At 71.0% G+C, this 23,218-nt stretch carries 23 protein-coding genes; 11 read left to right on the top strand and 12 right to left on the bottom strand.

Translation table 11 applies throughout. The annotated features are described in order from the left end of the window. Nucleotides 1-221: 221 nt before the first annotated feature. From AB0G11_RS34090 to AB0G11_RS34100, 3 genes are read right to left on the bottom strand one after another with little or no spacing between them, the layout of a single operon-like run. Nucleotides 222-1,286 carry an AAA family ATPase gene (locus tag AB0G11_RS34090; protein WP_219517345.1) on the bottom strand — a complete coding sequence of 355 codons (1,065 nt, stop codon included), beginning with the start codon at nucleotides 1,284-1,286 and terminating at the stop codon, nucleotides 222-224. Then, nucleotides 1,283-2,836, bottom strand: a complete 1,554-nt coding sequence (locus AB0G11_RS34095) for a DUF5691 domain-containing protein (protein ID WP_357590825.1) — start codon at nucleotides 2,834-2,836, stop codon at nucleotides 1,283-1,285. Before AB0G11_RS34095 ends, AB0G11_RS34090 begins: the two co-directional genes overlap by 4 nt. Further along, a complete protein-coding gene (locus tag AB0G11_RS34100) occupies nucleotides 2,833-4,245 on the bottom strand; it encodes an SWIM zinc finger family protein (RefSeq protein WP_357590826.1) in 1,413 nt (470 codons plus the stop codon). The genes AB0G11_RS34095 and AB0G11_RS34100 overlap by 4 nt, the downstream gene beginning before the upstream one ends. Before the next feature lie 116 nt (nucleotides 4,246-4,361). Between AB0G11_RS34100 and AB0G11_RS34105 the strand changes: the two genes are divergently transcribed. Together AB0G11_RS34105 and AB0G11_RS34110 are read left to right on the top strand one after the other, a co-directional pair. After that, nucleotides 4,362-4,907, top strand: coding sequence for a cupin domain-containing protein (locus AB0G11_RS34105; RefSeq protein WP_357590828.1), 546 nt, complete (start codon nucleotides 4,362-4,364; stop codon nucleotides 4,905-4,907). 186 nt (nucleotides 4,908-5,093) lie between these two features. Beyond that, nucleotides 5,094-5,639, top strand: a complete 546-nt coding sequence (locus tag AB0G11_RS34110; RefSeq protein ID WP_357590830.1) for a sigma-70 family RNA polymerase sigma factor — start codon at nucleotides 5,094-5,096, stop codon at nucleotides 5,637-5,639. Between the two features lie 17 nt (nucleotides 5,640-5,656). Here the strand turns inward: AB0G11_RS34110 and AB0G11_RS34115 are convergent, their stop codons facing one another. Together AB0G11_RS34115 and AB0G11_RS34120 are read right to left on the bottom strand one after the other, a co-directional pair. Continuing rightward, nucleotides 5,657-6,313: a sulfotransferase family protein gene (locus AB0G11_RS34115; protein WP_357590832.1), complete on the bottom strand. Its 657-nt coding sequence runs from the start codon at nucleotides 6,311-6,313 to the stop codon at nucleotides 5,657-5,659. Beyond that, entirely contained in the window at nucleotides 6,310-7,341 is a 1,032-nt protein-coding gene (locus tag AB0G11_RS34120) for an alpha-hydroxy acid oxidase (protein WP_219511314.1), read from the bottom strand. Before AB0G11_RS34120 ends, AB0G11_RS34115 begins: the two co-directional genes overlap by 4 nt. Before the next feature lie 112 nt (nucleotides 7,342-7,453). Here AB0G11_RS34120 and AB0G11_RS34125 point away from each other — a divergent pair, with 112 nt between their 5' ends. Beyond that, nucleotides 7,454-8,671: a hypothetical protein gene (locus AB0G11_RS34125; RefSeq protein WP_357590834.1), complete on the top strand. Its 1,218-nt coding sequence runs from the start codon at nucleotides 7,454-7,456 to the stop codon at nucleotides 8,669-8,671. Here the strand turns inward: AB0G11_RS34125 and AB0G11_RS34130 are convergent. Continuing rightward, complete coding sequence (locus AB0G11_RS34130) at nucleotides 8,658-10,130, bottom strand: fatty acid--CoA ligase family protein (protein ID WP_357590836.1); 1,473 nt, start codon at nucleotides 10,128-10,130, stop codon at nucleotides 8,658-8,660. The genes AB0G11_RS34125 and AB0G11_RS34130 overlap by 14 nt on opposite strands. A 147-nt stretch (nucleotides 10,131-10,277) precedes the next feature. Between AB0G11_RS34130 and AB0G11_RS34135 the strand changes: the two genes are divergently transcribed. Next, entirely contained in the window at nucleotides 10,278-10,643 is a 366-nt protein-coding gene (locus AB0G11_RS34135) for an STAS domain-containing protein (RefSeq protein ID WP_219511320.1), read from the top strand. A gap of 3 nt (nucleotides 10,644-10,646) precedes the next feature. Here AB0G11_RS34135 and AB0G11_RS34140 read toward each other — a convergent pair whose 3' ends face one another. The 3 genes from AB0G11_RS34140 to AB0G11_RS34150 form a co-directional block, all read right to left on the bottom strand. Beyond that, nucleotides 10,647-11,132: a MarR family transcriptional regulator gene (locus AB0G11_RS34140; RefSeq protein WP_219511322.1), complete on the bottom strand. Its 486-nt coding sequence runs from the start codon at nucleotides 11,130-11,132 to the stop codon at nucleotides 10,647-10,649. Nucleotides 11,133-11,157: 25 nt separating this feature from the next. Continuing rightward, nucleotides 11,158-12,768: an arylsulfatase gene (locus tag AB0G11_RS34145; RefSeq protein WP_219511325.1), complete on the bottom strand. Its 1,611-nt coding sequence runs from the start codon at nucleotides 12,766-12,768 to the stop codon at nucleotides 11,158-11,160. 94 nt (nucleotides 12,769-12,862) lie between these two features. Then, nucleotides 12,863-13,756 (bottom strand): sulfotransferase, encoded by an 894-nt coding sequence (locus tag AB0G11_RS34150; protein ID WP_357590838.1) that lies wholly within the window; start codon nucleotides 13,754-13,756, stop codon nucleotides 12,863-12,865. Nucleotides 13,757-13,877: 121 nt separating this feature from the next. On the opposite strand from AB0G11_RS34150, the gene AB0G11_RS34155 reads away from it, so the two are divergent. Then, a complete protein-coding gene (locus tag AB0G11_RS34155) occupies nucleotides 13,878-14,867 on the top strand; it encodes an LLM class flavin-dependent oxidoreductase (RefSeq protein WP_357590839.1) in 990 nt (329 codons plus the stop codon). On the opposite strand, the gene AB0G11_RS34160 is transcribed toward AB0G11_RS34155, so the two are convergent. Beyond that, on the bottom strand, nucleotides 14,857-16,464 hold the full coding sequence (locus tag AB0G11_RS34160; RefSeq protein WP_219511331.1) for an FAD-binding protein: 1,608 nt from the start codon (nucleotides 16,462-16,464) through the stop codon (nucleotides 14,857-14,859). The genes AB0G11_RS34155 and AB0G11_RS34160 overlap by 11 nt on opposite strands. A 348-nt stretch (nucleotides 16,465-16,812) precedes the next feature. On the opposite strand from AB0G11_RS34160, the gene AB0G11_RS34165 reads away from it, so the two are divergent. Beyond that, on the top strand, nucleotides 16,813-16,959 hold the full coding sequence (locus tag AB0G11_RS34165; RefSeq protein ID WP_357590858.1) for a hypothetical protein: 147 nt from the start codon (nucleotides 16,813-16,815) through the stop codon (nucleotides 16,957-16,959). 411 nt (nucleotides 16,960-17,370) lie between these two features. On the opposite strand, the gene AB0G11_RS34170 is transcribed toward AB0G11_RS34165, so the two are convergent. Both AB0G11_RS34170 and AB0G11_RS34175 read right to left on the bottom strand, forming a co-directional pair. Continuing rightward, nucleotides 17,371-17,577: a DUF397 domain-containing protein gene (locus tag AB0G11_RS34170; RefSeq protein WP_357590841.1), complete on the bottom strand. Its 207-nt coding sequence runs from the start codon at nucleotides 17,575-17,577 to the stop codon at nucleotides 17,371-17,373. Next, complete coding sequence (locus AB0G11_RS34175; RefSeq protein WP_357590843.1) at nucleotides 17,574-18,392, bottom strand: helix-turn-helix transcriptional regulator; 819 nt, start codon at nucleotides 18,390-18,392, stop codon at nucleotides 17,574-17,576. The genes AB0G11_RS34170 and AB0G11_RS34175 overlap by 4 nt, the downstream gene beginning before the upstream one ends. Before the next feature lie 530 nt (nucleotides 18,393-18,922). Between AB0G11_RS34175 and AB0G11_RS34180 the strand changes: the two genes are divergently transcribed. The 5 genes from AB0G11_RS34180 to tgmC all read left to right on the top strand — a co-directional run bounded on the left by AB0G11_RS34180 (nucleotide 18,923) and on the right by tgmC (nucleotide 22,353). Further along, complete coding sequence (locus tag AB0G11_RS34180; protein WP_357590857.1) at nucleotides 18,923-19,348, top strand: ATP-binding protein; 426 nt, start codon at nucleotides 18,923-18,925, stop codon at nucleotides 19,346-19,348. 73 nt (nucleotides 19,349-19,421) lie between these two features. Beyond that, nucleotides 19,422-19,637 carry a hypothetical protein gene (locus AB0G11_RS34185; RefSeq protein WP_357590845.1) on the top strand — a complete coding sequence of 72 codons (216 nt, stop codon included), beginning with the start codon at nucleotides 19,422-19,424 and terminating at the stop codon, nucleotides 19,635-19,637. A gap of 332 nt (nucleotides 19,638-19,969) precedes the next feature. Continuing rightward, entirely contained in the window at nucleotides 19,970-20,218 is a 249-nt protein-coding gene (gene tgmA / locus AB0G11_RS34190) for a putative ATP-grasp-modified RiPP (RefSeq protein ID WP_357590847.1), read from the top strand. A gap of 30 nt (nucleotides 20,219-20,248) precedes the next feature. Continuing rightward, a complete protein-coding gene (gene tgmB / locus AB0G11_RS34195; RefSeq protein WP_357590849.1) occupies nucleotides 20,249-21,211 on the top strand; it encodes an ATP-grasp ribosomal peptide maturase in 963 nt (320 codons plus the stop codon). A gap of 11 nt (nucleotides 21,212-21,222) precedes the next feature. After that, on the top strand, nucleotides 21,223-22,353 hold the full coding sequence (gene tgmC / locus AB0G11_RS34200; RefSeq protein ID WP_357590851.1) for an ATP-grasp peptide maturase system methyltransferase: 1,131 nt from the start codon (nucleotides 21,223-21,225) through the stop codon (nucleotides 22,351-22,353). Nucleotides 22,354-23,218 lie beyond the last annotated feature (865 nt).

Consider the following 23,218-nt stretch of genomic DNA (forward strand, 5'->3'; position numbering starts at 1 on the left):
CGCCGCCCCAGGAGGGCGTGGATCCCTCGGAAGGCACGCCGGTCTGGGCAGGCGTGTCGCACCCAGAGGTTGCGGACCCCTCGGCGGGCTCCCCGGCCCTCGGGGTCGCGTCCCCCTAGGAAAGCGCGCCGTCTCGTGGAGCCGCGCCGGTCTCAGGTCGGGCAACCTTCGGACCGCCCGTGGGGCGGGCAACAGGTCTCGGGAAAGGTGTGGAGTCGGGGTCATGACACCTCGCGGCAGGCGCGGTAGAAGTCACGCCAGTCGGAGCGTTCGCGGACCACCGTCTCCAGGTATTCGCGCCACACCACCCGGTCCGACACCGGCTCCTGCACCACGGCGCCGACGAGCCCGGCGGCCACGTCGGCGGGACGCAGGACGCCGTCGCCGAAGTGGGCCGCCAGGGCGATGCCGCTGGTCAGGACGGAGATGGCCTCTGCGGTGGAGAGCGTGCCGCTGGGCGACTTGAGCTTGGTGCGCCCGTCCTCGGTGACCCCGGCGCGCAGCTCGCGGAAGACGGTGACGACGCGGCGGATCTCGGCGGGCCCGGCACCGGTCTCGGGCAGCTCCAGCGACCGCCCGAGCTGGGCGACGCGGCGGGTGACGATGTCGACCTCCTCCTCGGCGGTGGCGGGGACCGGCAGCACGACGGTGTTGAAGCGGCGGCGCAGCGCGCTGGACAGCTCGTTGACGCCGCGGTCGCGGTCGTTGGCGGTGGCGATCACGTTGAAGCCACGTTCGGCCTGGACCTCGCGGTTGAGCTCGGGGATCGGCAGCGTCTTCTCCGACAGCACGGTGATCAGCGCGTCCTGCACGTCGGACGGCATGCGGGTGAGCTCCTCGACGCGGGCGAGCCGCCCCTCGGCCATGGCGCGCATCACGGGCGACGGGGTGAGGGCGTCGAGGGACGGGCCTTCGGCCAGCAGCCGGGCGTAGTTCCAGCCGTAGCGGATGGCCTCCTCGGCGGTGCCGGCGGTGCCCTGGACGAGCAGGGTGGAGTCGCCGCTGATGGCGGCGGCCAGGTGCTCCGACAGCCAGGTCTTGGCGGTGCCGGGCACGCCGAGCAGCAGCAGCGCCCGGTCGGTGGCGAGGGTGGCGACGGCGACCTCGACGATGCGCCGGGCGCCCACGTACTTGGGCGTGACGCGGTCGCCGTCGCCGAGGATGTACGCGGTGACGGCCCACGGCGACAGCTTCCAGCCGGGCGGCCGGGGCCGGTCGTCCTCCTTGGCGAGCAGGGCCAGCTCGTCGGCGTACTGGTCCTCGGCGTGCGGGCGCAGGACGGTCATGGGGAGAGCTCCCTCAGCATGTCGGCTCGGAAACGCAGGAGGGCGGTGACCTCCTGGACGGGCGGCACCGGCGAGAACCCTTCGGCCAGGGCGGCGAGCGCGGGGTCGATGCGTTCGCCGGCGAGCCTGACCAGCTCGCCGAGGTTCCACGGCTGGGTGGCGGCCACCCTGACGATCTTGCGGAGGACGGCGGTGGCGAGCCGCTCCCGCCAGCACGGCGCGACGCCGCCCAGCACCATGATCAGCTGGCCGTCGGGGTCATGGTCGTTGACGAACCCGGCCGCCAGCTCCTGCTGCTCGTCCGGCGGCAGCGCCTCGAGCAGGTCGGCGATCGGATCCCAGGCGAACATCGCCCGCGCCCACTCCGGGTCCCGCTGCAGCACCGCGGCGCGCACCCAGGCGGCCCGCACCTCGTCGTGCCATTCGGGCATGCGCTTGCGCAGCATCCGGTGCGGCGGCAGCTCCCACGTCGACAGCGGCGCCCGGGCGATCACCTGTTGCAGCCACCACGCCCGCTCGCCGATGCCGCGCGGCGGCTTGGCGCGTACGCCGTCGCGTTCCATCGCCTTGTCGCACGCCTCGGGCGCCTCGACGTGGATGACGGCGGGGCCGACGGTCAGGCAGCGGCGGGCCCGTTCGGCCATCCGCCCGGCCAGCCGCGAGCCGGGCAGCCGGGTGAGCAGGTTGGCCGCCTCCTGGCGCACCTCGCGCCTGCGGTCGTCGAGCGCCGCCTCCAGGAACGGCTCGTCGTCCATCGACAGCCCGGCGGCCATCACCGCCATGAACGCCGCCCGGTCGTCCGGCGTCTCGCGCTCCCACGTGCTCTCCAGCAGCCGCCGCGCCTCGCCGGGCTCGGCTGCCCGCAGCCGCCGCAGGTAGGCGAGCCGGTCGGCGGCGCTGCCGAGCTCCCACGTCTCACCGGTGGGCTCCTCCAGCAGGTACGCCCACCGCTCGGCCCGCTCCGCCAGCCACCTGCCGCGCCGACCGGCGAGCCTGCCGATGTGCGCGCGGATCGACCGGTCGGACAGTCCGTGCTCCAGCAGCTCGGGCAGCACCGCAGGCGGCACCCTGCGGCCGGTGGCGGCCGCCGCCTCCAGCCATTCGCCCAGCAGCCTGCGCTGCTCACCTCCCATGATCCGCACCAACCGCCCCGCCGCCGCCCGCCCGATGACAGCCTGCTCCTCAGGGACGGGCTGCCCGCCGGCCGCCTCGCCCTCGTCCGCTGCCCGTCCGATGAGAGACTGTCCCTCCTCCTCGGTGGCAGGCCGTACAGGGGCGTGGGCGGGGGCGGGCCGTCCGGCAGCGGGGGCTTCGGGAACGGACCGTCCGGGGGTGAGGCTTCCGGAGGTGGGGGCTTCGGGGGCGGGCCGTACGAGGGTGGGGGTTTCTGGGGTGTGAGGTTCGGGGGCGGGGCGGCGGCCGGCGCGGCGGCGGGCTGTCTCGACGGCCGCGTCGGCCAGCAGGTCGCCCTGGTACGGCCTGCGGTCGGTGCCCACGAGGGCGGTGGAGGTCAGGGCGTCCCAGTGCACCCGATCTGCGGGCGAGGTCACAGGATCACCGCCATTCCGTCGTCGTCCCAGGTGGTGAGCAGGTTGAGCCCGTACGGGGTCCATTCGGCGGCCACGGTCACCGGCCGGCCACCGGAGACGGCGAGCAGCCGCCACCAGGCACGCGTGACCCGCCGCAGTGGGAAGCCGCCCACCGAGGCCGCGCCCGCAGCGGACGCGCCTACAGAGGACGTGCCTGCTGACGACGTGCCTGCCGAGGGCGCGTACGGCACCACGCCGGCCAGGACCAGGGGCCAGGAGTCGGTCCACGGGTCGGCGGCCAGGGCGGCGGCCACCTCGCCCATCGCCTCGTCCGGCGTCAGCCCGGGCGGCACCCGCTCGGCCGGGGCCGCGACGTCCGGGTGGTGGGTGGCGACCAGGGCGCGCAAGGGGGCGGCGCCCGGGTAGAAGGCCAGGTCGGCGTCGATCGTGGAACCGGTGACCAGGGAGGCGTCCAGCGGGCGGCCCGGCGGCGCGAACGACAGCACGAGGGCGGCCCGGCCCGTCTCGCGGCCGCGCAGCCAGACGCGGCGGGCGGTGAGCCGGTCCTGCGTCTCGTCACGCAGGCCGAGCACGTCCCACAGGTCGCGGACGGGCGGCCTGGTCAGGACCGTCTCGCGGGTGACGGGGAAGCCGGTGCGCATCATCACCGTCTCGGCCAGGTCGGGCGGCAGCTCGGCGCGGCGGCGGTAGGCGACGGCCAGCAGGTGGAGCAGGGCGTACTCCTCCAGGAGACGCCCCGGCCAGTCGTCCATGGCCCTGACGCGCGCCAGCCGGGAGACGGCCCCGGCGGCTCCGGGGGCCTGGGCGTCGACGAGCCGCTTGGCCACGCCCTCCCAGTCGTGCTCCCCGGCCCCCGCGAGGCCTTGCCGCACCTGGTCGGCGAGCCACCGCTCCAGCTCCGCCATCCCGGCCGCCACCCGCCCCTGCCGCACGACCCCGGACGCAGTCGCAGCCCCAGACCCAGCTCTGGACGCGGTCCCGGCCCCGGGCGCGGGCGCGGGCGCGGAGTCAGCTCCAGACACCGCCACTGACGTGGCCTCGGGGGCGGTCGTCGGGGGTTGTGGTGGGGTGGTGGGGGGTGTGGGGTGGTGGGCCAGCCGGTCGGCTGCCCAGGAGGGGAGGGCGGGGGTCGTGGGGACGTGGCCGGCGGACCAGAGGAGGAGGAGCCCGAGCACGTGCTTGCAGGGGAGCTTGCGGCTGGGGCAGGTGCAGCGGTAGGCGGGCTCGGCGAGGTCGACGCGCGTCTCGTAGGGTGTGGGGCCGCTGCCCTCGCAGGCTCCGAACAGCACGTCGCCCGCCACGCCGCGGGACGTCCACGAGCCGGGTGCGGCGACCTCTTGGGCGGCCTTGCGGGAGGGCGCGTCGGGGGCGAGGGCGAGCACCTGATCACGGCTCCACCGTTCGATCACCTGAAGCACACTAGCCACTCGCACCGACATTTCCGCCCCGGTCGGGGACGTGATCCACTCCGGTGGTGAGGGTGGTCCCGGGCGGCCGGCAGAGCGGGGTACGTAAGATCGGGCGGGTGGAATTGAAGATCTATCCCGATGGCCCGGTCGTCGAGGTCGCCGACGAGGCCGAGGCGCTGGCGAGCGACCTGGACGGGCAGCTGGTGCTCGACGGTGAGCGGTTCCTGCGGCGTGACGTCACCGGCGCGCCCGTGGGGTTCGTGGCGCGCCCGCCGATCGCCCGGGCGCTCGACCTGCTGCCGCATCCCGAGGGCGGCTGGTTCCGTGAGACGTGGCGGTCGGGGGTGGAGTTCCGGCCGGAGGGCTACGGCGGGACGCGGGCCAGCGCGACCGGCATCTACTTCCTGCTGCAGCCGGGCGAGGAGTCGGTGCCGCACCGGGTGCGCTCGGACGAGGTGTGGCTGTGGCATCGGGGCGGCCCGCTGGAGCTGACGATCGGCGACGCGACCGTGGTGCTGGGCCCGCTGGTGGAGGAGGGGCAGGTGCCCCAGGCGGTCGTGCCGGGCGGGGTGTGGCAGTCGGCGCGTCCTGCCGGGGATCGGGAGGTGCTGGTGAGTTGCGTCGTCTCGCCGGGGTTCGACTTCGCCGACTTCACCGCCTGATCGGAGCCGCCCCGCCGGGAGCGGGCCCACCGTGAACGGGAGCGGCCCGCCGCACACGGAAGCGGACCCGCCGTAGAAAGAAGTGGGCCCGCCGTAGAGGGAAGCGGCCCGGCCCGGATGCCCGTCGCAAATGACCGAAATGCGCGGTTTGTTGAAGTGGGGGCCGGGTTGCGCGTGTGATGGACGGTGTGGTCTCTCTCGGACGAGTCGCTCATAGCCGCCATCGCCGCCGGCGAGGCCGAGGCGACGGTCGCGTTCGTACGGCGCTACCAGGCGAGGGTGTACGGCCTGGCGCTCAGCGTGGTGGGTGACCCGGGGCTGGCCGAGGAGGTGGCGCAGGACGCCTTCGTCCGGGCCTGGCGCCACGCCGCCCGCTACGATCCCGGGCGCGGCAGGGTCTCGAGCTGGCTGCTGACGATCACCCGCAACCTGGCCGTGGACGCGCTGCGGCTGCGCCGTGACCAGCCGGTGGACCCCGCCTGGCTGCCGAGCCCGCGCGACGGCCGGGGCGACGGCGGGGACGACGGCCGGGAGGCGCTGGGCGAGGTGGAGCGGGTCCGCGACGAGCTGCGGGTGCTGCCCGCCGAGCTGAGCCGGCCGATCCTGCTGTCGGTCTGCTACGGGCTGACGGCCGCGGAGATCGCCAGCCGGGAGGGCCTGCCGCTGGGCACGGTCAAGACGCGGATCCGGCGCGGCCTGGCCCGGCTGCGGCAGGCCGCCGCCGTCCCATAGCCGAGGTCAGCCCACGATCAGGACTCCGCCACCCGGGCCGCCACCCGCGCCCAGAACCTGGCCGGGTCGTTCAGGTGCGGGTACGGCTCCTCCGGCTCCGGCACCCCCAGGAAGGTGCAGAGCGGCCCCCATCCGGCGCCCGGCTCGACGACGAGGAGCCTGTCGGCCGGGACCTCGCGGCGGACGGCGTCGTTGTGCTCCCGGTAGACGGCGATGGCGTGGTCGCGGTCGGCGAAGCGCCCGCCGAAGAAGCCGTCCCAGATCATCTGCCGGTGGAAGGCGGTGAACACGTCCAGCCCTGGCACGATGCGCCGCGCCTCGGCCACCCGGGGCTCGGCGGGCCCGTCGCCGAACATGCGGTAGACGGTGGCGCGCACGCTCTCGTACCAGGAATCGGGGTCGCGGACGGTGAGGATCACCCGGGCGGACGGGAAGGCGGTGAGCAGGTCGCGCCAGAAGGCCGCGCCGGGCCAGTCGACGCTGGCGGCGTAGCCGTCGAAGACGGTCTCCCAGGGGACGGGCCGCCCGGCGGCGGCGTCGCGCCACAGCGGCAGCCGGTCGGGGTGGTCGAGCACGTGGCGGCCGTGGAAGCACGGCCCGTAGCCGAGCCGTTCGAGCGCGGCCTTGAGCGACAGCGTGCCGGTGCGGCCGACGCCCGCTCCGATGACCTTCACGCGACCACCAGTTCCCTGGTCAGCTCGCCGGGCCCGGCGACGCCGCACAGGGTGAGCGCGTTGAGCAGCTCGGTGCGCAGCAGCGTCAGCACCTTGGCGACGCCTTCGGCCCCGGCCACGGACAGGCCCCACATGACGGGCCGGCCGATCGCCACCGCCCGCGCGCCGAGCGCCAGGGCCTTGATCACGTCGGTGCCGCGCCGTACACCGCCGTCGAGCAGCAGCGGCACCCTGCCGTCGACGGCGTCGGCGATCAGCGGGAGGCGGTCGATGCTGGCCGGGCTGGTGTCGAGCTGGCGGCCGCCGTGGTTGGACACGATGATCGCGGCGGCGCCGTGCTCGACGGCGAGCACGGCGTCGGCGGGGTGCAGGATGCCCTTGAGGACGATCGGCAGCGAGGTGATCGACCGTAACCAGTCGACGTGCTTCCAGGAGATCTCGGGGGACAGCACGACCTGGCGGACGTTGCCGTCGCCGCGCAGGTTCGCGCAGTGCAGGCCGGGCGGCAGGTCGTGGAAGTTGTTGCGGTCGCCGCGCTCGCCCCTGCCCAGCGCGGGCGAGTCGACGGTGACGACGATGGCCTTGCACCCGGCCGCCTCGGCCCGGCGCACGAGCGAGGCGGTGAACCCCAGGTCGGGCTGGATGTAGAGCTGGAACCAGAGCGTGGCCCCGGTGGCGGCGACCTCCTCGACGGGCACGGTGGACAGCATGGCCGCCATCATGATCACGCCGGCCTGGGCGGCGGCCCGCCCGGTCTCGGCCTCCCCGGCGGGGTGCGCCAGCCGGTGGAAGGCGGTGGGGGCGAGCAGCACGGGCATGGAGGCGGGCTGGCCGAGCAGGTTCACCTCGAGCGTGGGCCGTTCGACGCCCCGCAGCACCCGGGGCACCAGGCAGAGCCGCCGGAAGGCCGCCTCGTTGGCGCGGACGGTGACCTCGTCCTGGGCGCCGCCGGCGAAGTAGTCGTAGTAGACCGGGTCGAGCTTCTCCCTGGCCACGTCCTCGAAGTCACGCACGTTGAAGAGGTTCACGACGTCTCCCCGGGCTGTCGGCGGGCGGGCAACGATCACGAGGTCGTACGAACCGAATCTCTCTCATGGATTCCGGTGAATCCAGAGGTGTGTTCAATTTCGTACAACCGTCATGACTGTCCTGTTGCTGGTGCTGTTCGTGCTCTCGCTGCCGTTCTGGCTGCCCCGGGCGGTGACGGGGCTGCGGATGTGGCTGTTCGCGCGGATCAACGGCGCGGAGGGCGTCGCGGTGCCGGGCGAGCTGGTCGGCGTCCCCGAGTTCCTGGAGGTGTACGGGCATCCGGCGGCCGACGGGCGCAGCCGGGGCGCGGCGCTGTCGGACCTGTTCTGGTACTGGCTGTCCCCCGGCCCGGAGCTGCACCAGGAGCATCTGGAGCCGGGGCCGCTCCACACGGAGGTGGCCCGGTGCACCCGGCGCATCCTGACGACCAGCACGCGGGAGGCGGAGCTGCTGGCGGTGGAGAGCCTGCGCGACGCGCTGCCGGCCGGGCGGGGGCTGGTGCGGCTGCGCGATCTGGCGATGCCGGTATGGGCGGAGTTCTACCACCGGCTGGTGTTCGGGACGCCGTGCCCGCCGGGGGTGCGGGAGCTGATCGTGGCCAGCGCCGACGACGTGGTGACGGCGCTGAAGTGCTGCGGGCTGCGGCACCTGGACCGGCGGCTGCGGCTGACCGCGTACCTGGAGAGCGTGCAGGACCGGGTGGCGCATCCGCTGCCGGAGTCGCTGGGGCCGCGGGAGCGGGCGCTCTATCTTCAGGGGGCGTTCTTCAACACGGCGATCGTGCAGAGCTCGGAGGCGACGGCGCACGTGCTCATGGCGCTCGCCGAGGGCGCGCGGGGGCCGCTGGACGAGGTGATCGCGGAGACGTTGCGCCGCTATCCGCTGTTCGGGATCGCGCACCGGATCACCTCCGGCGAGATCGAGCTGCGGAGCGGGGCGACGATCCCGGCGGGATCGGTGCTCTGCTTCAGCTATCCGGAATTCCACCGGTCCGGGGGGCGGATCCCGTTCGGGGTGGCCGCGAACCGGCCGTGCCCGGCCTGGCGGCTGGCCCCGGTCACCATCCGGGCCGTGGTCGGGGAGCTGGACGCGGGCTACACGTTCCGCACCTCTGCCGGGCACGAGCGGGCGCTGCCGAACCGGGGCCCCTGCCTGATGACGCCGCGCGGGCGCGAGCCGCGCCTGCCGGGGGCGGTGCTGGCGTTCCTGCGGGTGCGCGACCTGTGGGAGGACGTGTGGCGCAGCCTGGTGCAGCTCGTGCTCGGCACCTACATGGTGTGGCAGGCCCGCCGCCTGCGCCTGTGCGAGAACCACTTCAACCGGGCTTGAGCCGGGACTTGTCCGGTTTGCCGGCCTCGTTGACCGGCGCCTCGGCCAGCGTGGTGACCGTCCTGGGGACGGCCGCCTCGCCCAGCGCGTCACGTACGAGCGCGGCCAGGTCGTCGCGGGAGACCCGGGCGCGCCCGGCGGGGACGACGTAGGCGTGCACGGCCTCGCCGGTCACCGGGTCGGGCGCGCCGACGACGAACGCCTGCTCGACGGCCGGATGCCCGGCGAGCACGGCCTCCACGGCCCCGGCGTAGCAGACCTCGGCGTTGACGATGATCACGTCCCGGGTGCGGCCGGTCAGGTGCAGCATCCCGTCGCCGTCCAGCCGGCCCAGGTCGCGGGTGCGCAGCCAGCCGTCGTCGCGCAGCACCTCGCGGGTCCCTTCGGGGTCGCGCCAGTAGCCGGCCATCCGGTGCGGGCTGCGTACCCACACCTCGCCGACCTCGCCGGGGCCCACGGGGCGCTCGTCGCGGTCGCGCAGGCTGAGCCGGACGCCCGGCAGCGGCCTGCCGACGGACGTCAGCCGCCCGGCGGCCACGTCGGCGGGCGTGAGCATGGTGATCACGCCCGCCTCGGCCTGGCCGTACCCCTGCCAGATCACCGGGCCGAGGCGTTCCGCGGCGGCGGCGAGCAGGCTCGGGCCCGCCGGGGCGCCGCCGAGGACGAGCGCCCGCAGCCCGGGCGGCCCGCCGACGCCGAGGGCGAGGAGCAGGGCGCCCAGCCGGGGCGGCGGCATCATGGCCGCGGTGACGGCGTGGCGGCCGAGCGCGGCGGCCAGGTCCTCGCCGGGCCCCGGCACGACGACGGTGCCGCCCGCCACCAGGCAGCGGCCCGCGTACGTCATCATCACCGGGCTGGCCAGGGTCCCGTGCACGAGGCAGCGTTCGAAGCGGGTCATCAGCTCGGCCAGGACCGGCGGCCAGTCCTGGTAGGCGAGGCTGTGGGCGCGGTAGGTCTGCGCGCACGCCTTCGGCAGGCCGGTGCTGCCGCTGGTGAAGGTGAGCCTGGCGACGTCGTCCGGCCGGGCCAGCACCTCGGGCGGCGCGGCGGGGCCGGGGCGCAGCAGGTCGGCCGCGCCGGGCAGCGGCCCGAGCGACAGCAGCCGGGCGCCCGCCCCGGCGAGCTCGGGCGTCATCGTCGCGGCGTCGGCGATCAGCGCGTCCACGGGCTCGCGCAGCACGTGCGCGAGCTGGGCGGCGCTCCAGCCGGGCCGCAGCGCCGCCACCCGGCAGCCGAGCGCGTGCGCGGCGAGGTGGGCGGCGTACGTCTCGGGCGAGGTGGCTGCGGCGACGGCCACGCCGCTGCCGGGGCCGAGCCCGGCCTCGCGCAGGCGCCGCTCGACGCGGCCGGTGAGGCCGAGCAGCTCGTCCGCGCTGACGGCCCGCGTGCCGTGCTGGAAGGCGGTCCGGCCGGGGTCGGCGGCCAGGGCGTCGAGCACCGGCCGGGGGAACAGGTTCACGACAGTAGTACGGGTGCCGCGCGGTGGAGAGATTCGCGGAACTCGGCGCATGTATCAGCTGATTGCTGGGTACTGCACCAGTTCATTGCACTATGCAATGATGGTCATAGGTGAAATGGCACACTTTCACCGCTGGAGGGCGGAAACGTGCAGGCGGGCTTCTCCTGGATCATCACCCCGCACAACGGCGCAGCGGTCCTCAGCCTGTCCGGCGAGCTCGACATCGCTGTGGCGGCCGAGCTGCGGCAGTGCATGGCGGAGGCGATCGCGAGCGCGGAGCCGCCCCGGGTGGTGGTCGACCTCAAGGGCGTGAACTTCTGCGACTCCTCGGGGCTGAGCGTCCTGCTGTCCGGGCTGAGCGAGGCCGAGGCCGCGGGCGGCGTACTCGTGCTGTGCGAGCTGCACCAGCGGCTCAAGCGGGTGCTCAACGTCACCGGGCTGCACCGGCGCTTCCAGACCTACGACACGGTGACCGAGGCGGTGGCGGCGCTGCCCCGCACGGTGGCCTCCTGACGGTCAGGCCCCCGGCCAGCCGAGCGGGTGCGCGGCGTGCTCCGGCGGCGGCTCGCCGCCCGCCTCGGTGAAGGCGGTCATCGCCTCGACCAGCGCGTGACGCTGCGCCGGCGACAGCCGCTCGACGATCGCGCCGATCTCCGCGCGGCGGCGCGCGGAGACCTCCTCGACGATCCGGCGTCCCTCGCCGGTCAGGCGGATCAGGCTCTCCCTGCGGTTGTGCGGGTTGACCTCGCGCACGATCAGCTCCGCCGCCGCCAGCCGGTCGGCCATCCGCAGCGCGGTGGAGGAGTTGACGCCGAGCATCACGGCCAGCGTGACGAGCTTGGTCTCGCCGTGCCCGGCCAGCGCCACGAGCATCCGGAACTGCGGCAGCGTCACCCGGTCCTTGACCGAGCCCAGGGAGCGGGCCGCGATGCCGGCGAGCAGCCGCGTCCCGGTCAGCACGGCCGAGACGGCCGCCGAGAGATCGTCGTGGCACTCTGACATACACGACCCGGTTTCCGAGAAAGCCTCACGTCAGTGTACGGAGCCGGTGCGCGCGCCGGAAGGTGTGCCGCCTGCCGCCCGCGCCGAAGCCCGCCGAGGCGGTGACCGGACCCCGCCCCCCGACCGTGAACACCTCGGAGACCTCCTCGCCCGGCAGCAGCGTCACCTCCCGCCGCCCGGCCATCCGCCTGCCCCCGGCCGTCGTCAGCGCCAGCGTGACCCGCCGCCACGGCACCTTCGAGCCGTTCACCAGCGCCACCGTGACCTGCTCGCCCGCGCTCCGCACGCGCAGCCCGTACGGGGTGCGCGGGTCGGGGCCGATCGACTGGTCGAGCAGCTCCATCAGCTCGGCCGCCAGCTCCGGCCTGCGTGACGCCAGGTCGCGGGTCTCCCCGAGGTCCGTGGCCAGGTCGTACAGTTCGACGCGCCCTTCGGGGCCCGCGCCCGCGATGCCGGGCTCGAACCTGATGGCCTTCCAGCGGCCCCGGCGGATCGCCTGCGCCTTGCGCGGCCGGTTCCAGACCAGGTGGCTGTGGCCCTCGCGGCGGCCGCCGTTGAGCAGCTTCCTGAACGACTTGCCGTCGAGCGCGGCCGGCGCGGGCACCTCGGCCAGGTCGGCCAGCGTCGGCAGCACGTCGTAGAGCGTGACCGGCTCGCGCACCACCCGGCCGCGCATCTTCGGCGACCAGGCGATCAGCGGCACGCGGATGCCGCCCTCGTACAGGTCGCGCTTGTCGGCCCGGTAGGGGCCGTTGGAGTCGAACAGCCAGGGCGTCACGCCCTTCTCCCGGTGCGGCCCGTTGTCGCTGGTGAACAGCACCACCGTGTCGTCGGCCACACCCGCCTCGCGCAGCGCGCGCAGCAGCGTGGCCACGTGCGCGTCCAGCCGCCCGACCTGCGCGGCGTGCCGCCGGTTCGCCCTGGTCCAGGGCTTGTCCTCGTAGCGGCCGGCGTCGCCCGGGACGACGCTGGGGGCGTGCGGCAGGTTCGTGGCGAAGTACAGCAGGAACGGGTCGTCCGACGGCTGCCGGACGAAGTCGACGGCCCGCCGCAGGAGCAGGTCGGGCGCGTACGCCTTGCGGCCGAGCGCCACCCGGCCGCCGTTGTGCCACAGATACTCCGGGTAGTACTGGTGGGCGTGGCGGTGGCCGATGTAGCCGAAGAACTCGCCGAACCCGCGCTCGTTCGGGTGCGACGGCTGACCGGCCTGCTCGGGGCCGAACCCCCACTTGCCGATGCACGCCGTGCGATAGCCCGCAAGCTGGAGTAACTCGCCGAAGGTCAGGTCGGCCTCGCTCAGCGACCGCTGCGGCCCGCCCTCCGGGTTCTCCCGTACGGTGCCGTGCCCCGCGTGCATGCCGGTCAGCAGCGAGCACCTCGACGGGGCGCACAGCGGCGCCCCCGAGTAGGCGGTCTCGAACCGCACCCCCTCACGCGCCATCCGGTCCAGGTGCGGTGTCGCGATCAGCCGCTGCCCCTGGCTGCCGATCTCCCCCCAGCCCAGGTCGTCGGCCAGGATGACGACGAAGTTGGGCCGCCGGGGGAACGCGGCCCGCGCCGGGGACGCCGAGGCGGAGACGGTCAAGCTGGCCAGGGCACCCGTGAGCAGGGTGCGGCGCGACGGCGCGGCGATCATGCAGGACACCTTCAAGGCAACGAAAGATCGGCAGGAGAACCACCGGAGAACGGCAGGCGAACTCTGCCGGAGCCTTGGTTCGCAAGCGCCGAGCTCAGCAGTAGTCCCACAGCCCGCAGATCTCCCTGAGCTCGGGCGGCAGCTCGTCGTCTGTCGGCAACGGGCGGCCAGCGACGACCGTACCGCTACGGATCTTGTCGCGCCAGTCGCCGACGCCTTTCACGAAACCGCCGTGGTCGCGCTCGCCGTAGTTCAGCATCGACGGCTCCCACTCCACCCCGAGGAAGGCGCACACCCGCCGCAGCTCGGCCTCCGGATCGGCGACCACGTCCTCGTAGCGGACGGTCAGCCCCTCCAGGTGGGTGCGGGCCTCCTGGAGGTAGGTCATGTAGCTGAGCGTGCGCGGCACCGCCTCCTCCATGGGCCGCTTGACCGGGTCGGCCTCGTGCCAGGACTGCACGATCGACATCGGGTGCCGCAGCAGGAACAGGAACCGCGCGTCCGGCCAGCACGCCGCGATCCGCCGCCAGGCGAACACGTTGGAGGGCGTCTTCTCCACCAGGACCGGCTTGCCGCTGCGGGCCAGCTCGCGGTGGAGCATCCGGTCCCACACGATGTGCTCGATGTCGCTGTGGGTGTGGCCGAGCAGCTCCATCGCCTGCCGGACCGGCTCGGTCGTCAGCCCGACGGTGATCCGCCGGAAGTGCGTCTCGATGGGCGAGTGCACCTGGGAGTGGCTGTTGAGCATGACGCGCATGAGCGTCGAGCCGGAGCGCACCGAGGAGAGCAGGAAGACCGGGGCCCGCAGCAGCCGGTCGTGCGCCGGGTCGGCCGGCGGGCGCACCTCGTCGCCGGGCAGCCGCTGCAGTTCGAGCGGCGGCTTGGGGACGGGCTTCGGCGCGGGCGCCGGCCTGGCCGCGCGGGCCCGGGTCAGCGTGTAGCCGGTGAGTCCTTCGAGCGTCGCGTTGACCGTGTACTTCCAGCTCATGGCCCGTCAACGTAGACACCACCGGTGAACCCACGGTTAACCGGCCCTGTGAAATAACCCGGCGGTCCCGGTGGTTACACCACGTGCTCCCGGATCTTTCACAGCGAAAGGCATGTTCTCCATGGCTCTCCCGCTCTCCATACTCGATCTGGCGCACATCGGCGAAGGGGAGACGGCCGCCGACAGCCTGGCCGCCAGCGTCACGATGGCCCAGCGCGCCGAGGAGTGGGGTTACCGGCGTATCTGGTACGCCGAGCACCACAACATGCCCACGATCGCCTCGTCCGCCACGAGCGTGCTGATCGCCCACGTGGCCGCGCACACCCGCACGATCCGCCTCGGCGCGGGCGGCGTCATGCTGCCCAACCACGCCCCGCTGACGATTGCCGAGCAGTACGGCACGCTGGCCACGCTCCACCCGGGCCGCATCGACCTGGGGCTGGGCCGGGCGCCGGGCAGCGACCAGCAGACGATGCGGGCGATGCGCCGCAACCCGGCCGCCGCCGACGAGTTCCCGCAGGACGTGCTGGAGCTGCAGGGCTATCTGACCGGCGAGTCGCGCATCCCCGGCGTGGAGGCGACGCCGGGCAAGGGCACCGACGTGCCGCTGTACATCCTCGGCTCGTCCCTGTTCGGCGCTCAGCTCGCCGCCATGCTCGGGCTGCCGTACGCGTTCGCCTCCCACTTCGCGCCAGCCGCGCTGGAGGAGGCGGTCGAGCTCTACCGGCGTGACTTCCGGCCGTCGGCCCAGCTCGCGGAGCCGTACGTGATCGCGGGCGTGAACGTGATCGCCGCCGACACGGCCGAGGAGGCGCAGGCGCAGTTCCTGTCGGCCAAGCGCAAGCGGGTGAGCCTGCTGCTCGGCCGGGGCCGCGCGTTCACGCCGGAGGAGGCCGACGCGGTCCTCGAATCCCCCGCCGGGCAGCAGATCCTGCAGATGACGCGCTACTCGGCCGTCGGCACGCCGGGAGACGTCGCCGCCGAGCTCGACAGGTTCGCCGGGCACGCCCACGCCGACGAGCTGATCGTGGTGTCTGCGGCGCCGGAGCGGGCGGCCTGGCTGCGCTCGCTGGAGCTGCTGGCCCAGGTGAGCGGCCTGGTCACGGCCTGATCGACAGGGCGTGGCCGAAGACGCCGCGCGGGTCCCAGCGCGCCTTGACCCGCTGCAGGCGCGCGTAGTTGTCCCCGTAGTAGAGCGCCGGCCAGGGCACCCCGGAGGTGTTCCAGGCCGGGTCGGCGTGGTCGGTGTCGGGGTAGTTGATGTAGGCGCCGCCGAGGTTGCCGCCCGGCACCGGCACGCCCCCGGTCGCCGCGAACGTCCTGCGGTGCAGGTCGCGCACCCAGGCCAGCTCGGCCGCGCCGTCGCCGGCCGGGTCCCAGGTGGCCAGGTGGAGCACCTTGAGGATCGACCGGCGCTCGACGGTGGCGGTCGCCTCCGGCGCGACCGTGTTGACGCGGCCCCCGTACGACAGCAGCCACAGCACGCCGGTCCGCGCGGGGCCGCCCGCGGTCAGGCTGTCGTAGGCGATGCCCGCCTGCTCGTCGGTGAAGCGGCTGCGCAGGTAGGCGGACTTGCCCTTGTAGTGGCCCGCCTCGGTCGCCTCGCCGAGCGAGAGCGACCGCACGGCCTGGAACCACGGCTGGCGCAGGAACGGCGGCACCGTCGCCGGCGGCGTGACGCCCTCGCCGACGGCGGCGAGGAAGCCGGCCAGCAGCTTCTCGGCGCCGGGCACGCCCGCGTCGATCTGCGCCGGCAGGATCATGTCGCCCGGCGCGTCGTCGCCCTGGCGGCCGGGGATCAGCAGCGACCCCCACAGCGAGGCGTACGGGGTGCCGGGCTCGCTGTTGCGCTCGTGCCACTCGCCGTGGTTGCGCAGCAGCCGCTGGAACGACTCGCGCGTCATGTCCTTCCACGACCAGATCGCGATGCCCGACACGACGGAGGCGGGCGGCCTGGGCAGCAGGGTGCCGGGGTCGTCGCCGCGCGCCCGCGGATCGCGCATCCAGTAGCGGGTGACGACGCCGAAGTTGCCGCCGCCGCCTCCGGTGTGGGCCCACCACAGGTCGTGGTTGGGATCGCGCGGGTCGCGGGTGGCCACGACGGCGCGGGCGCGGCCGTGCCGGTCGACGACCACGACCTCGACGGCGTGCAGGTGGTCGACGGTCAGGCCGTCGCGCCGTGACAGCGGCCCGTAGCCGCCGCCCGCGATGTGCCCTCCGGCGGCCACGCCCCCGCACTGGCCGCCGGGGATCGTGACGCCCCAGCCGAGGTAGAGCCGCCGGTAGGCCTGCATGAGCGTGGCCCCCGCCTCGATCGCGAACGCGCGGCGCTCCTCGTCGAAGTAGACCTCCGACATCTCGCACAGGTCGAGCACCACCTCGGCGCCTTCGCCGACGAAGTTCTCGTAGCAGTGGCCGCCGCTGCGCACGGTCAGCCGCCGGTTCTCGCGCACCGCCCGGCCGACGGCCTGGACCACCTGCTCGGTCGTCCCGGCCAGGTAGAAGTAGTCGGGCTCGGCGCGGAAGCGCTGGTTGGTGCGCCGGACCGCCAGGTCCTCGTAGCGGGGGTCGGACGGGCGCACCACGACCGGCCCGAGCGGCGGGGCGCCGGGCCCGGCGGGCTCGCCGGGTAATCCGCCGCCCGCGGCGAGCCCGCCGCCGAGCGCCGCCGTGCCGCCGATGAAGCCCCTGCGCGTGACCTCGCTCATGATCGTCCTCTCGTCGGATGGCCTGCGCGTTGCTCTGCGGCTCCGACGCTACGGGCGGGGGCGGGAGGCGGACAGGAGGCCAGCTGCACAGCCGGGGTGGAGGAAGATGCACCGCCGGCATCCCCTTGCCCCCACCTTTTCGGTCGCGTACAGTGTGCGGGTCCTGCCGCCGACATCCGAGGTGATCTGTTGAAGCTCTGAGGCCGAGACGCCGCGCCCACGTCCGTGGTGTGCGCCCGCCCGACCTCAGGTGATCCTTCGACGCCTCTGTTCCGCGTTTCCGGGCGGCCTTTCCGCGGTGTCTCCACGTGTCCCGAAATTTCCTGACACGGTGAGGAGCCACCCCTTATGTCATTCTCCATCGTCTGTGACGGCCTCTCCTACGAGCACGCCGACGGCACCCCCGTCCTCGACGGCCTCGACGTCGCCTTCGGCGCCGGGCGCACCGGGCTCATGGGCGTCAACGGCTCCGGCAAGCCGGAAACTGGATTGTGACACTTCTGATAGCCATCAGCGCCAAGCCATAGCGAGCTGTCCAGCAGCGGCGGAGCCCGCTCATCGCCGCGCCCTGATCGTTCCGTCTGCGTCGCCCCGCTCCCGAGCCCCATGCCGCAACCGGAGAGTCAAGCCCGTCTTCGCGTGTACGTTGACGCGCCGCTATTCCACGATCATTGGATGCCAAGGGTTACAGACGGGCTTGAGTCGGAGGTTTCGGCATGGTCATCTCGGGCGGGGTGAACAGGCGGAACGATCACGGCCCCCAGCCACGTACGGCGCTCGCTTCCGCGCGGCGATCATTCCGGAGCGGAGCCCCCCGCCGGAGGCTGGCACACCTAGCCCTGGAAACACGTGAGCACCCTGCCAAAGTCATGTACAGGGTGCTCGCTGGACTAGACGACGGAGCGACTAGAGCAGGTTGTCAAAGTCGCCGTTCTTGATGCGCGCCGTGAGATCACGGAAGGCAGCAGGCGAGAGCACCAGGACTCCACCCTGCGGATCCTTGCTGTCGCGCACTGCGACCACGCCAGGCAGGTTTGTTGCTACCTCAACGCAGTTGTTCCCGCTACCGCTATAGCTGCTCTTCCGAAACTCGGCGTTGGAGAGATCGTTCATGTGGCTAGCTCGTCCTTGACCTTCGAGATCAGCCCCAAAGAATCCTCTGGGGACAGTGCGGCATCCGAAATGCGCTCATATATGAGCTTACAGCGATCGACCTGCTCCGAGCTCTCGACGTAAATGTCGCCCGCCGTACCCTCTACGTATGCGACATCAGGATCGATCTCCTCAGCGAAGCTGAGGATCGTGAAGGCTCCTTCCAGCCCAGCATGCTCGCCAGCACCAAACGGGAGGACCCTAACATCAACGTTCGCTCTCCTGGCGGCAATCAGAAGCGCTTCGAGCTGCTCATGCATGATCTGTTTTCCACCGATCGGCCGGCGGATTGCAGCCTCGTCCAGGATGGCGCTGAACTGCGGGGCTTGAGGTCGGCTCAGCAACGTTCGACGCGCCATGCGCGCCATCACGCGCCGCTGCACCTCCTCCGAAGGTCGATGCTGCGAGATCACCGTTCTGGCGTAGTCCTCGGTCTGGAGCAACCCGGGCACAAGCTGCACCTCCCACTGCCGGATGAAGGCCGCATCATCTTCAAGGCCAACGTACGAGCCGGTGAATACATCGGCGTAGGAGGTCCACCACCCACGCTGACGAACCTCACTTGCGAGCTGGATCAGACCTGCGCGATCCGATGACTTGACCCCGTAGAGATCACAGACGGCGGCCACGTCGGCGCGGCTCGCCATCGTCCGTCCGGTCTCGATACGGCTTACCTTGCTGCGACTCCAGCCCAACTGGGCGGCGGCAGCCTCAGGGGTAAGGCCGGAGTCCTCTCGGAGCTTGCGCAGCTCACGAGCCAACCGCCGCAGCCTCACAGTCGGACTGTGGTTCGACGAAGACATGGCTTCAAGTGTGTCAGAACAGTGCGCATCGCTGCCAATCATTACTCTGCTCAACCCTAACTTGCACAGTGCATTGACATGCTACTCAGAGTGGCCGCATGATGACTTGTGAGCAGGGGATAGGCACAGGGCTCGACTCATCTGCTCCGATCGAGAGCGTCATCTCGATGCATTAGCCGTGTTCAAGCGCAAGCGGAGGAGTGATCGGTGGCCTGTGAACCGGCGTCTGAAGGGTTCATCCATCTTGCGCGGCTAATGCTGGAGCTTCAGCGGCTGAGCGTGTCGCGGACGTTGGAGCCCGCACCGAGAGGCGCAGTACCTCCCCTAAGAGTCAGCACACCGTCAGCATCGCTCCGCGTCAGAGTGAAGATCCACAAAGGGAGATGGGTGTTCGCCTGGGGGCTCTGGCCCTGGTGCCGAGTCGATGCACAGAGCGATGAAGCGGTGGCGCAGATCCTCCGGGAGGTGTCGTGGTGACGCCACGCCTTCTGGTCGAGATCGTGATGCCTGGGCTAGCGCGCTCGGTACCACTCGCCCGCCACTGCATCGAGGCCACCTTGACGCTAGCGGATCACCAGAGTCTCTATGGGAGTTCCCTGGTGTTGACCGAACTGGTCAATAACGCGGTCGTTCACTCCCGTTCCGCACGGCCAGGCGGACTGGTCATCGTGGCGGCATGGGAGATCAACAACAAGACAGTTCGCATAGAGGTGACCGACGAAGGGGCGCTGACCATCCCTCGCCCTCGTGATCCGGACGCGACCGACTGTCACGGGCGAGGACTGCTTCTAGTCGAAAAGATGTCCGCGCGCTGGGGAGTCAGCCGTGACGTCTTGGGCGGAAACATCGTGTGGGCCGAGGTCTCCACAGCCGAAGAAGCGACAGAAGCCGGGGCGTTGTCAGCATCGGCTTACACACTGGACTTGTGATCGTTCAACCCTTGCCGTTCCGGCTGCCTCGAACGGCCTTGCGGCGTGGGATCCCCTAGGCAGGGTGGTGGCGATGCCAGAGCAAGCGCAGGCCGACACGGGCATGCCGCACGTGCCATGGCCAGAGCGGACGGCGTGGATTCAACGCTGGCCAGAGATCGGCTATATCTGCCAAGTCTTGCTCGACCGCTGGGACACCTGGGAACAGGTGATGGCAAGTCCGGACGGCCGCAGGTGCGTTCAGCATTATCTCGAAGCCCGTTTCGGAAATGAGGAAGAGGCGAGATAGAGCGCCTACTTCAATGCCCTTCTACGCAAAGGGAGGAGATCACCAAAAACGACAATGTCGATGTAGCTCCGCCTGCAATTGAGGACATCGACAAATAGGTAATACATAGCTCTGCGGCGTAGGCGAAAAGTGTCGCTCTCCCGCAGCGAATATTGCTGTGCAATGGCAGATGACTAACAGGAACATGTCACTTCGTGGAAAGTGTCGAACATATAGCGACGCCATCGTTAGAGCGCTATTGTTCGTTGGCGCACCCGAGAAGTCGGCGAAGGTGCGACAGAAGGAAGCACCGACAGCAAAGTACAGACGGAGTCATTCAAGGAGGTAGCTGCATGAGCAGGTGCGAAGATCTCGTCAAGCCCTGGGGGCTGGGGCGCATAACTGTCGGCGGTCCGGCAGTAAGGCCCGCGTACGAGAGGGTGTGTATCGATCCCTCGACGCAGATCACCCACTTCTACGACGCGGGTGGCGCAGTCCTCCCGATCCAGATGGGGGCGACTGTCACGGTGTCCAAGGGTGGCGGCGGAGACGGCTCGGGTAGCTCTGCCGAGGTCGCCGACGACAGCCAGAACGACAACTGATCGGACGAAAACATGGGGAACTCGCCCAGCGTGATCTTGGTGGTCACAGCGCCGGAGGATGTCACCGCAAACCTGGTCATCAGTGCATTGAATGATCGAGGCGCAAACATTGCACGGGTGGACCCGGCCGACATCGGCCATGACCTGGTGTTCGGAGCGTGCATCGGTGATGGCCTGCCCACATGGACGGGCCGCCTCCAAACGCCTACCCGTGATATCGCGCTGGACGAGATAGGGGCGGTGTATCACCGCCGCCCCACCCCATACACCGCACGCTTTTCCCACCTTCCCCCTCAGGCGCGCGACTTCGCCGCCACCGAGGCCCGTTTCGGGCTGGGCGGGATTCTGAGCAATCTTCATAGCGCTAAATACGTCAATCACCCCCTCGCCGTCACCCGAGCAGACTTCAAGCCTGCACAGCTTCAAATGGCCGCAGCGTGCGGTTTCTCCATCCCACCGACTCTAATCACGAACGACACGGGAAAGGCGCGGGAGTTCGCCAAGGAGCATGGATCCGTTATATACAAGTCGTTCCGTGGCGCTCCACATCCCACTGATGGAAATACGGCTGCCATATGGACACAGCGGATCAACGAGAAGGATCTCGACGAGTCTGTCTCAGTCACCGCCCACATGTTCCAGCAGGAGGTAAACAAATCGGCAGACGCCAGAGTGACCGTCGTCGGGAGGTCAGTATTTGCAAGCAGGATCACGACGCCTGATGGATCACTCGACTGGCGGCGCGGAGACTGGAGCGAACTGGTTCACGCCCCTATCGCTGTTCCTTATGAGATAGAACGAGCGCTGCTCGCCTATCTCGACGGCTTCGGGCTGGCCTTCGGGTGCTTCGACTTCGCGCTAGAGGCTGTCGGCACAGGCGGTGCCGCCGAGAGATGGACGTTCATCGAGTGCAACCCAAACGGTCAATGGGGCTGGTTGCCCAACTCCGATGCGATAGCCAACGCTTTCGCCTACGTACTGATGGAAGGATGAGAATGGCGGCAATGAGCGACCAAGCCACCAAACTAAGGCTCGCCCTGGCCGATCGTCTGGGGTCTGAGGGATGGAGGTCGGCAGTAGAGCGAGTGCCCCGCGAACTCTTCCTCGGTGACGCCGTGTACCGGACTGACGGGCCTCGAATCGATCGATGGGTTCCCATCCGGCGCTCGCAGACGAGCGAGGATGACTGGCTGGCGCTGGCGTACACCGATCAGACATGGGTCACTCAAGTCAACGGCGTACTCGCGGAGGAGGCGCATGATGTCGTGGCCGGGGCACCAAGTTCGTCGTCCACGCTTCCGAGCCTGGTCGTGTCGATGCTTGAGGCGGCCCAGATCAGCGAGGGGGACAAGGTGCTGGAGATTGGTACCGGCACCGGCTATTCAACGTCCCTGATGTGCGCACGGCTCGGCGAAAAGGCGGTGACCTCGATCGAGTATGACCCTGACGTAGCGGCCAGGGCTGCGGCGGCGATCTCCGATGCTGGCTTCGCCCCCACGCTCGTCATCGGAGACGGGCTGAACGGCTACGCCGAGAACGCCGCTTACGACAAGGTGATCTCGACCTGTTCCGTCCGAGTGATACCGCTGCCCTGGCTGTGGCAGGCACGGAGCGGCGGGACCATCACCACCCCGATGTGGGGATGGATGGGCGGGGTCGCCTTCGCTCATCTCACCGTGGCCGAGGACGGTACCGCCAGTGGCCGCTTTCTGAAAGACGACCTGTGCTTCATGACGGCCCGCGCCCACCTGGCACCACCACGCCCGCCGATCATCACCGGGATCGGGCAAGCCCGCCCCTCCCGGATCGACCCGTCGATCCTGAGCAATGACACCGCGTTGTGGGTGGCCCAGCTCGCCGCACCACAGGCACAGTGTTCCTGGGGAGAAGGCAAGACGATTCTGATCGATGTCAGTACGGGATCACGTGCTGACACCAAGCCGGATGCCGGGGGCGGTTGGACGGTGCACCAACACGGTCCCGTGAAGCTGTGGGATGCGGTGGAAGAGGCCATCTTGACTTGGCAGGGCGCGGGCAGCCCCCATCAGTCCGGATTCGGACTCACGATCAGTGACGACAGTCAGCGGGTCTGGCTGGGAGAACCAAGCGGACCGGGGTGGCAACTGCCCGCTTAGGGCGGAAGTGGTGGGGCCGGCGGAATGGCTGAAAGCCACCCGTAGGGCGAGCGTGAGCGAGTTCGGCCGGCGCGACCACGCACCTCGCGTGATAAGGCACGCCACAGCGGCGTCACGCTAGGGCGGTCTCATGAAGCCCGGTATGCCCCTCGGCAATAGCCGTGCCGAGGGGCATACCGGCGTCTCGCACTGGCGCCTATTGGGCACCACGAACAATTTCGATCATTTCACCTGTAAATCAGACCACCTTCACGCAGGTGGCAGGCACGTACCCGGTTCGCCCGCGAGAGGTGACCTTGTGCCAGTCATACGAGCCTTTGCCGCACTTGGTGTAGCCGGATCCGCTCGGGTGCTCGACTGCACAGCTTGTGAGAATGGTCCCGCGCGGGACGGTGTGCAAGATGTCCGCGTTCGTGAACGGGTACTCGCGAACGGCAACGCGACTACCGGTGACCTTGATCTTCTGGCAAGCCCAAACCGAAGTGGACGCGGCAGCGCCCGCAGGCTGCTGCGGTGTGGCGGATGCGCTGCTGCGGGTGAGAGCTGATCCGCTGGCCACCTCTCCGGCTGCCGTCTGGGCTGTTGCAGGCGTTCCGGCACAGATGGCCGTACCTGCGGCCAGAGCTGCGAGCGTGATGCTTGCTCGTGAGGTCATGCACTCCTCCGTCTCTTTGGAAAACCGGAGTGACTACTTTAAGTAGTTGTGACGATACGTCAAGTAGGCACGGAAGATCCGCGCGTAGGGCGGCGGCGCGGCTGGCGGTCGGCGGGTTCCATGAGTCCGGCGGCTCGCCGGGTCGGCGGGCGGCGGGTTGCGCCCGCCGCGCCGGTCGGCGCGGGCCGGGACCGGCCTCCAGGCCGCATG

Origin of the sequence: Nonomuraea sp. NPDC023979, from assembly GCF_040639085.1 — a bacterium.
GTDB lineage: Bacteria > Actinomycetota > Actinomycetes > Streptosporangiales > Streptosporangiaceae > Nonomuraea > Nonomuraea ceibae.

Bases quoted from the DNA above. Each gene is read 5' to 3' on its own strand.
- AB0G11_RS34090 (WP_219517345.1), bottom strand. From the start codon at position 1,286: ATGACCGTCCTGCGCCCGCACGCCGAGGACCAGTACGCCGACGAGCTG.
- AB0G11_RS34125 (WP_357590834.1), top strand. From the start codon at position 7,454: ATGACTGTCCTGTTGCTGGTGCTGTTCGTGCTCTCGCTGCCGTTCTGG.
- AB0G11_RS34140 (WP_219511322.1), bottom strand. From the start codon at position 11,132: ATGTCAGAGTGCCACGACGATCTCTCGGCGGCCGTCTCGGCCGTGCTG.
- AB0G11_RS34145 (WP_219511325.1), bottom strand. From the start codon at position 12,768: ATGATCGCCGCGCCGTCGCGCCGCACCCTGCTCACGGGTGCCCTGGCC.
- AB0G11_RS34150 (WP_357590838.1), bottom strand. From the start codon at position 13,756: ATGAGCTGGAAGTACACGGTCAACGCGACGCTCGAAGGACTCACCGGC.
- AB0G11_RS34155 (WP_357590839.1), top strand. From the start codon at position 13,878: ATGGCTCTCCCGCTCTCCATACTCGATCTGGCGCACATCGGCGAAGGG.
- AB0G11_RS34160 (WP_219511331.1), bottom strand. From the start codon at position 16,464: ATGAGCGAGGTCACGCGCAGGGGCTTCATCGGCGGCACGGCGGCGCTC.
- AB0G11_RS34165 (WP_357590858.1), top strand. From the start codon at position 16,813: ATGTCATTCTCCATCGTCTGTGACGGCCTCTCCTACGAGCACGCCGAC.
- AB0G11_RS34170 (WP_357590841.1), bottom strand. From the start codon at position 17,577: ATGAACGATCTCTCCAACGCCGAGTTTCGGAAGAGCAGCTATAGCGGT.
- AB0G11_RS34180 (WP_357590857.1), top strand. From the start codon at position 18,923: ATGCCTGGGCTAGCGCGCTCGGTACCACTCGCCCGCCACTGCATCGAG.
- AB0G11_RS34185 (WP_357590845.1), top strand. From the start codon at position 19,422: ATGCCAGAGCAAGCGCAGGCCGACACGGGCATGCCGCACGTGCCATGG.
- tgmA (WP_357590847.1), top strand. From the start codon at position 19,970: ATGAGCAGGTGCGAAGATCTCGTCAAGCCCTGGGGGCTGGGGCGCATA.
- tgmC (WP_357590851.1), top strand. From the start codon at position 21,223: ATGAGCGACCAAGCCACCAAACTAAGGCTCGCCCTGGCCGATCGTCTG.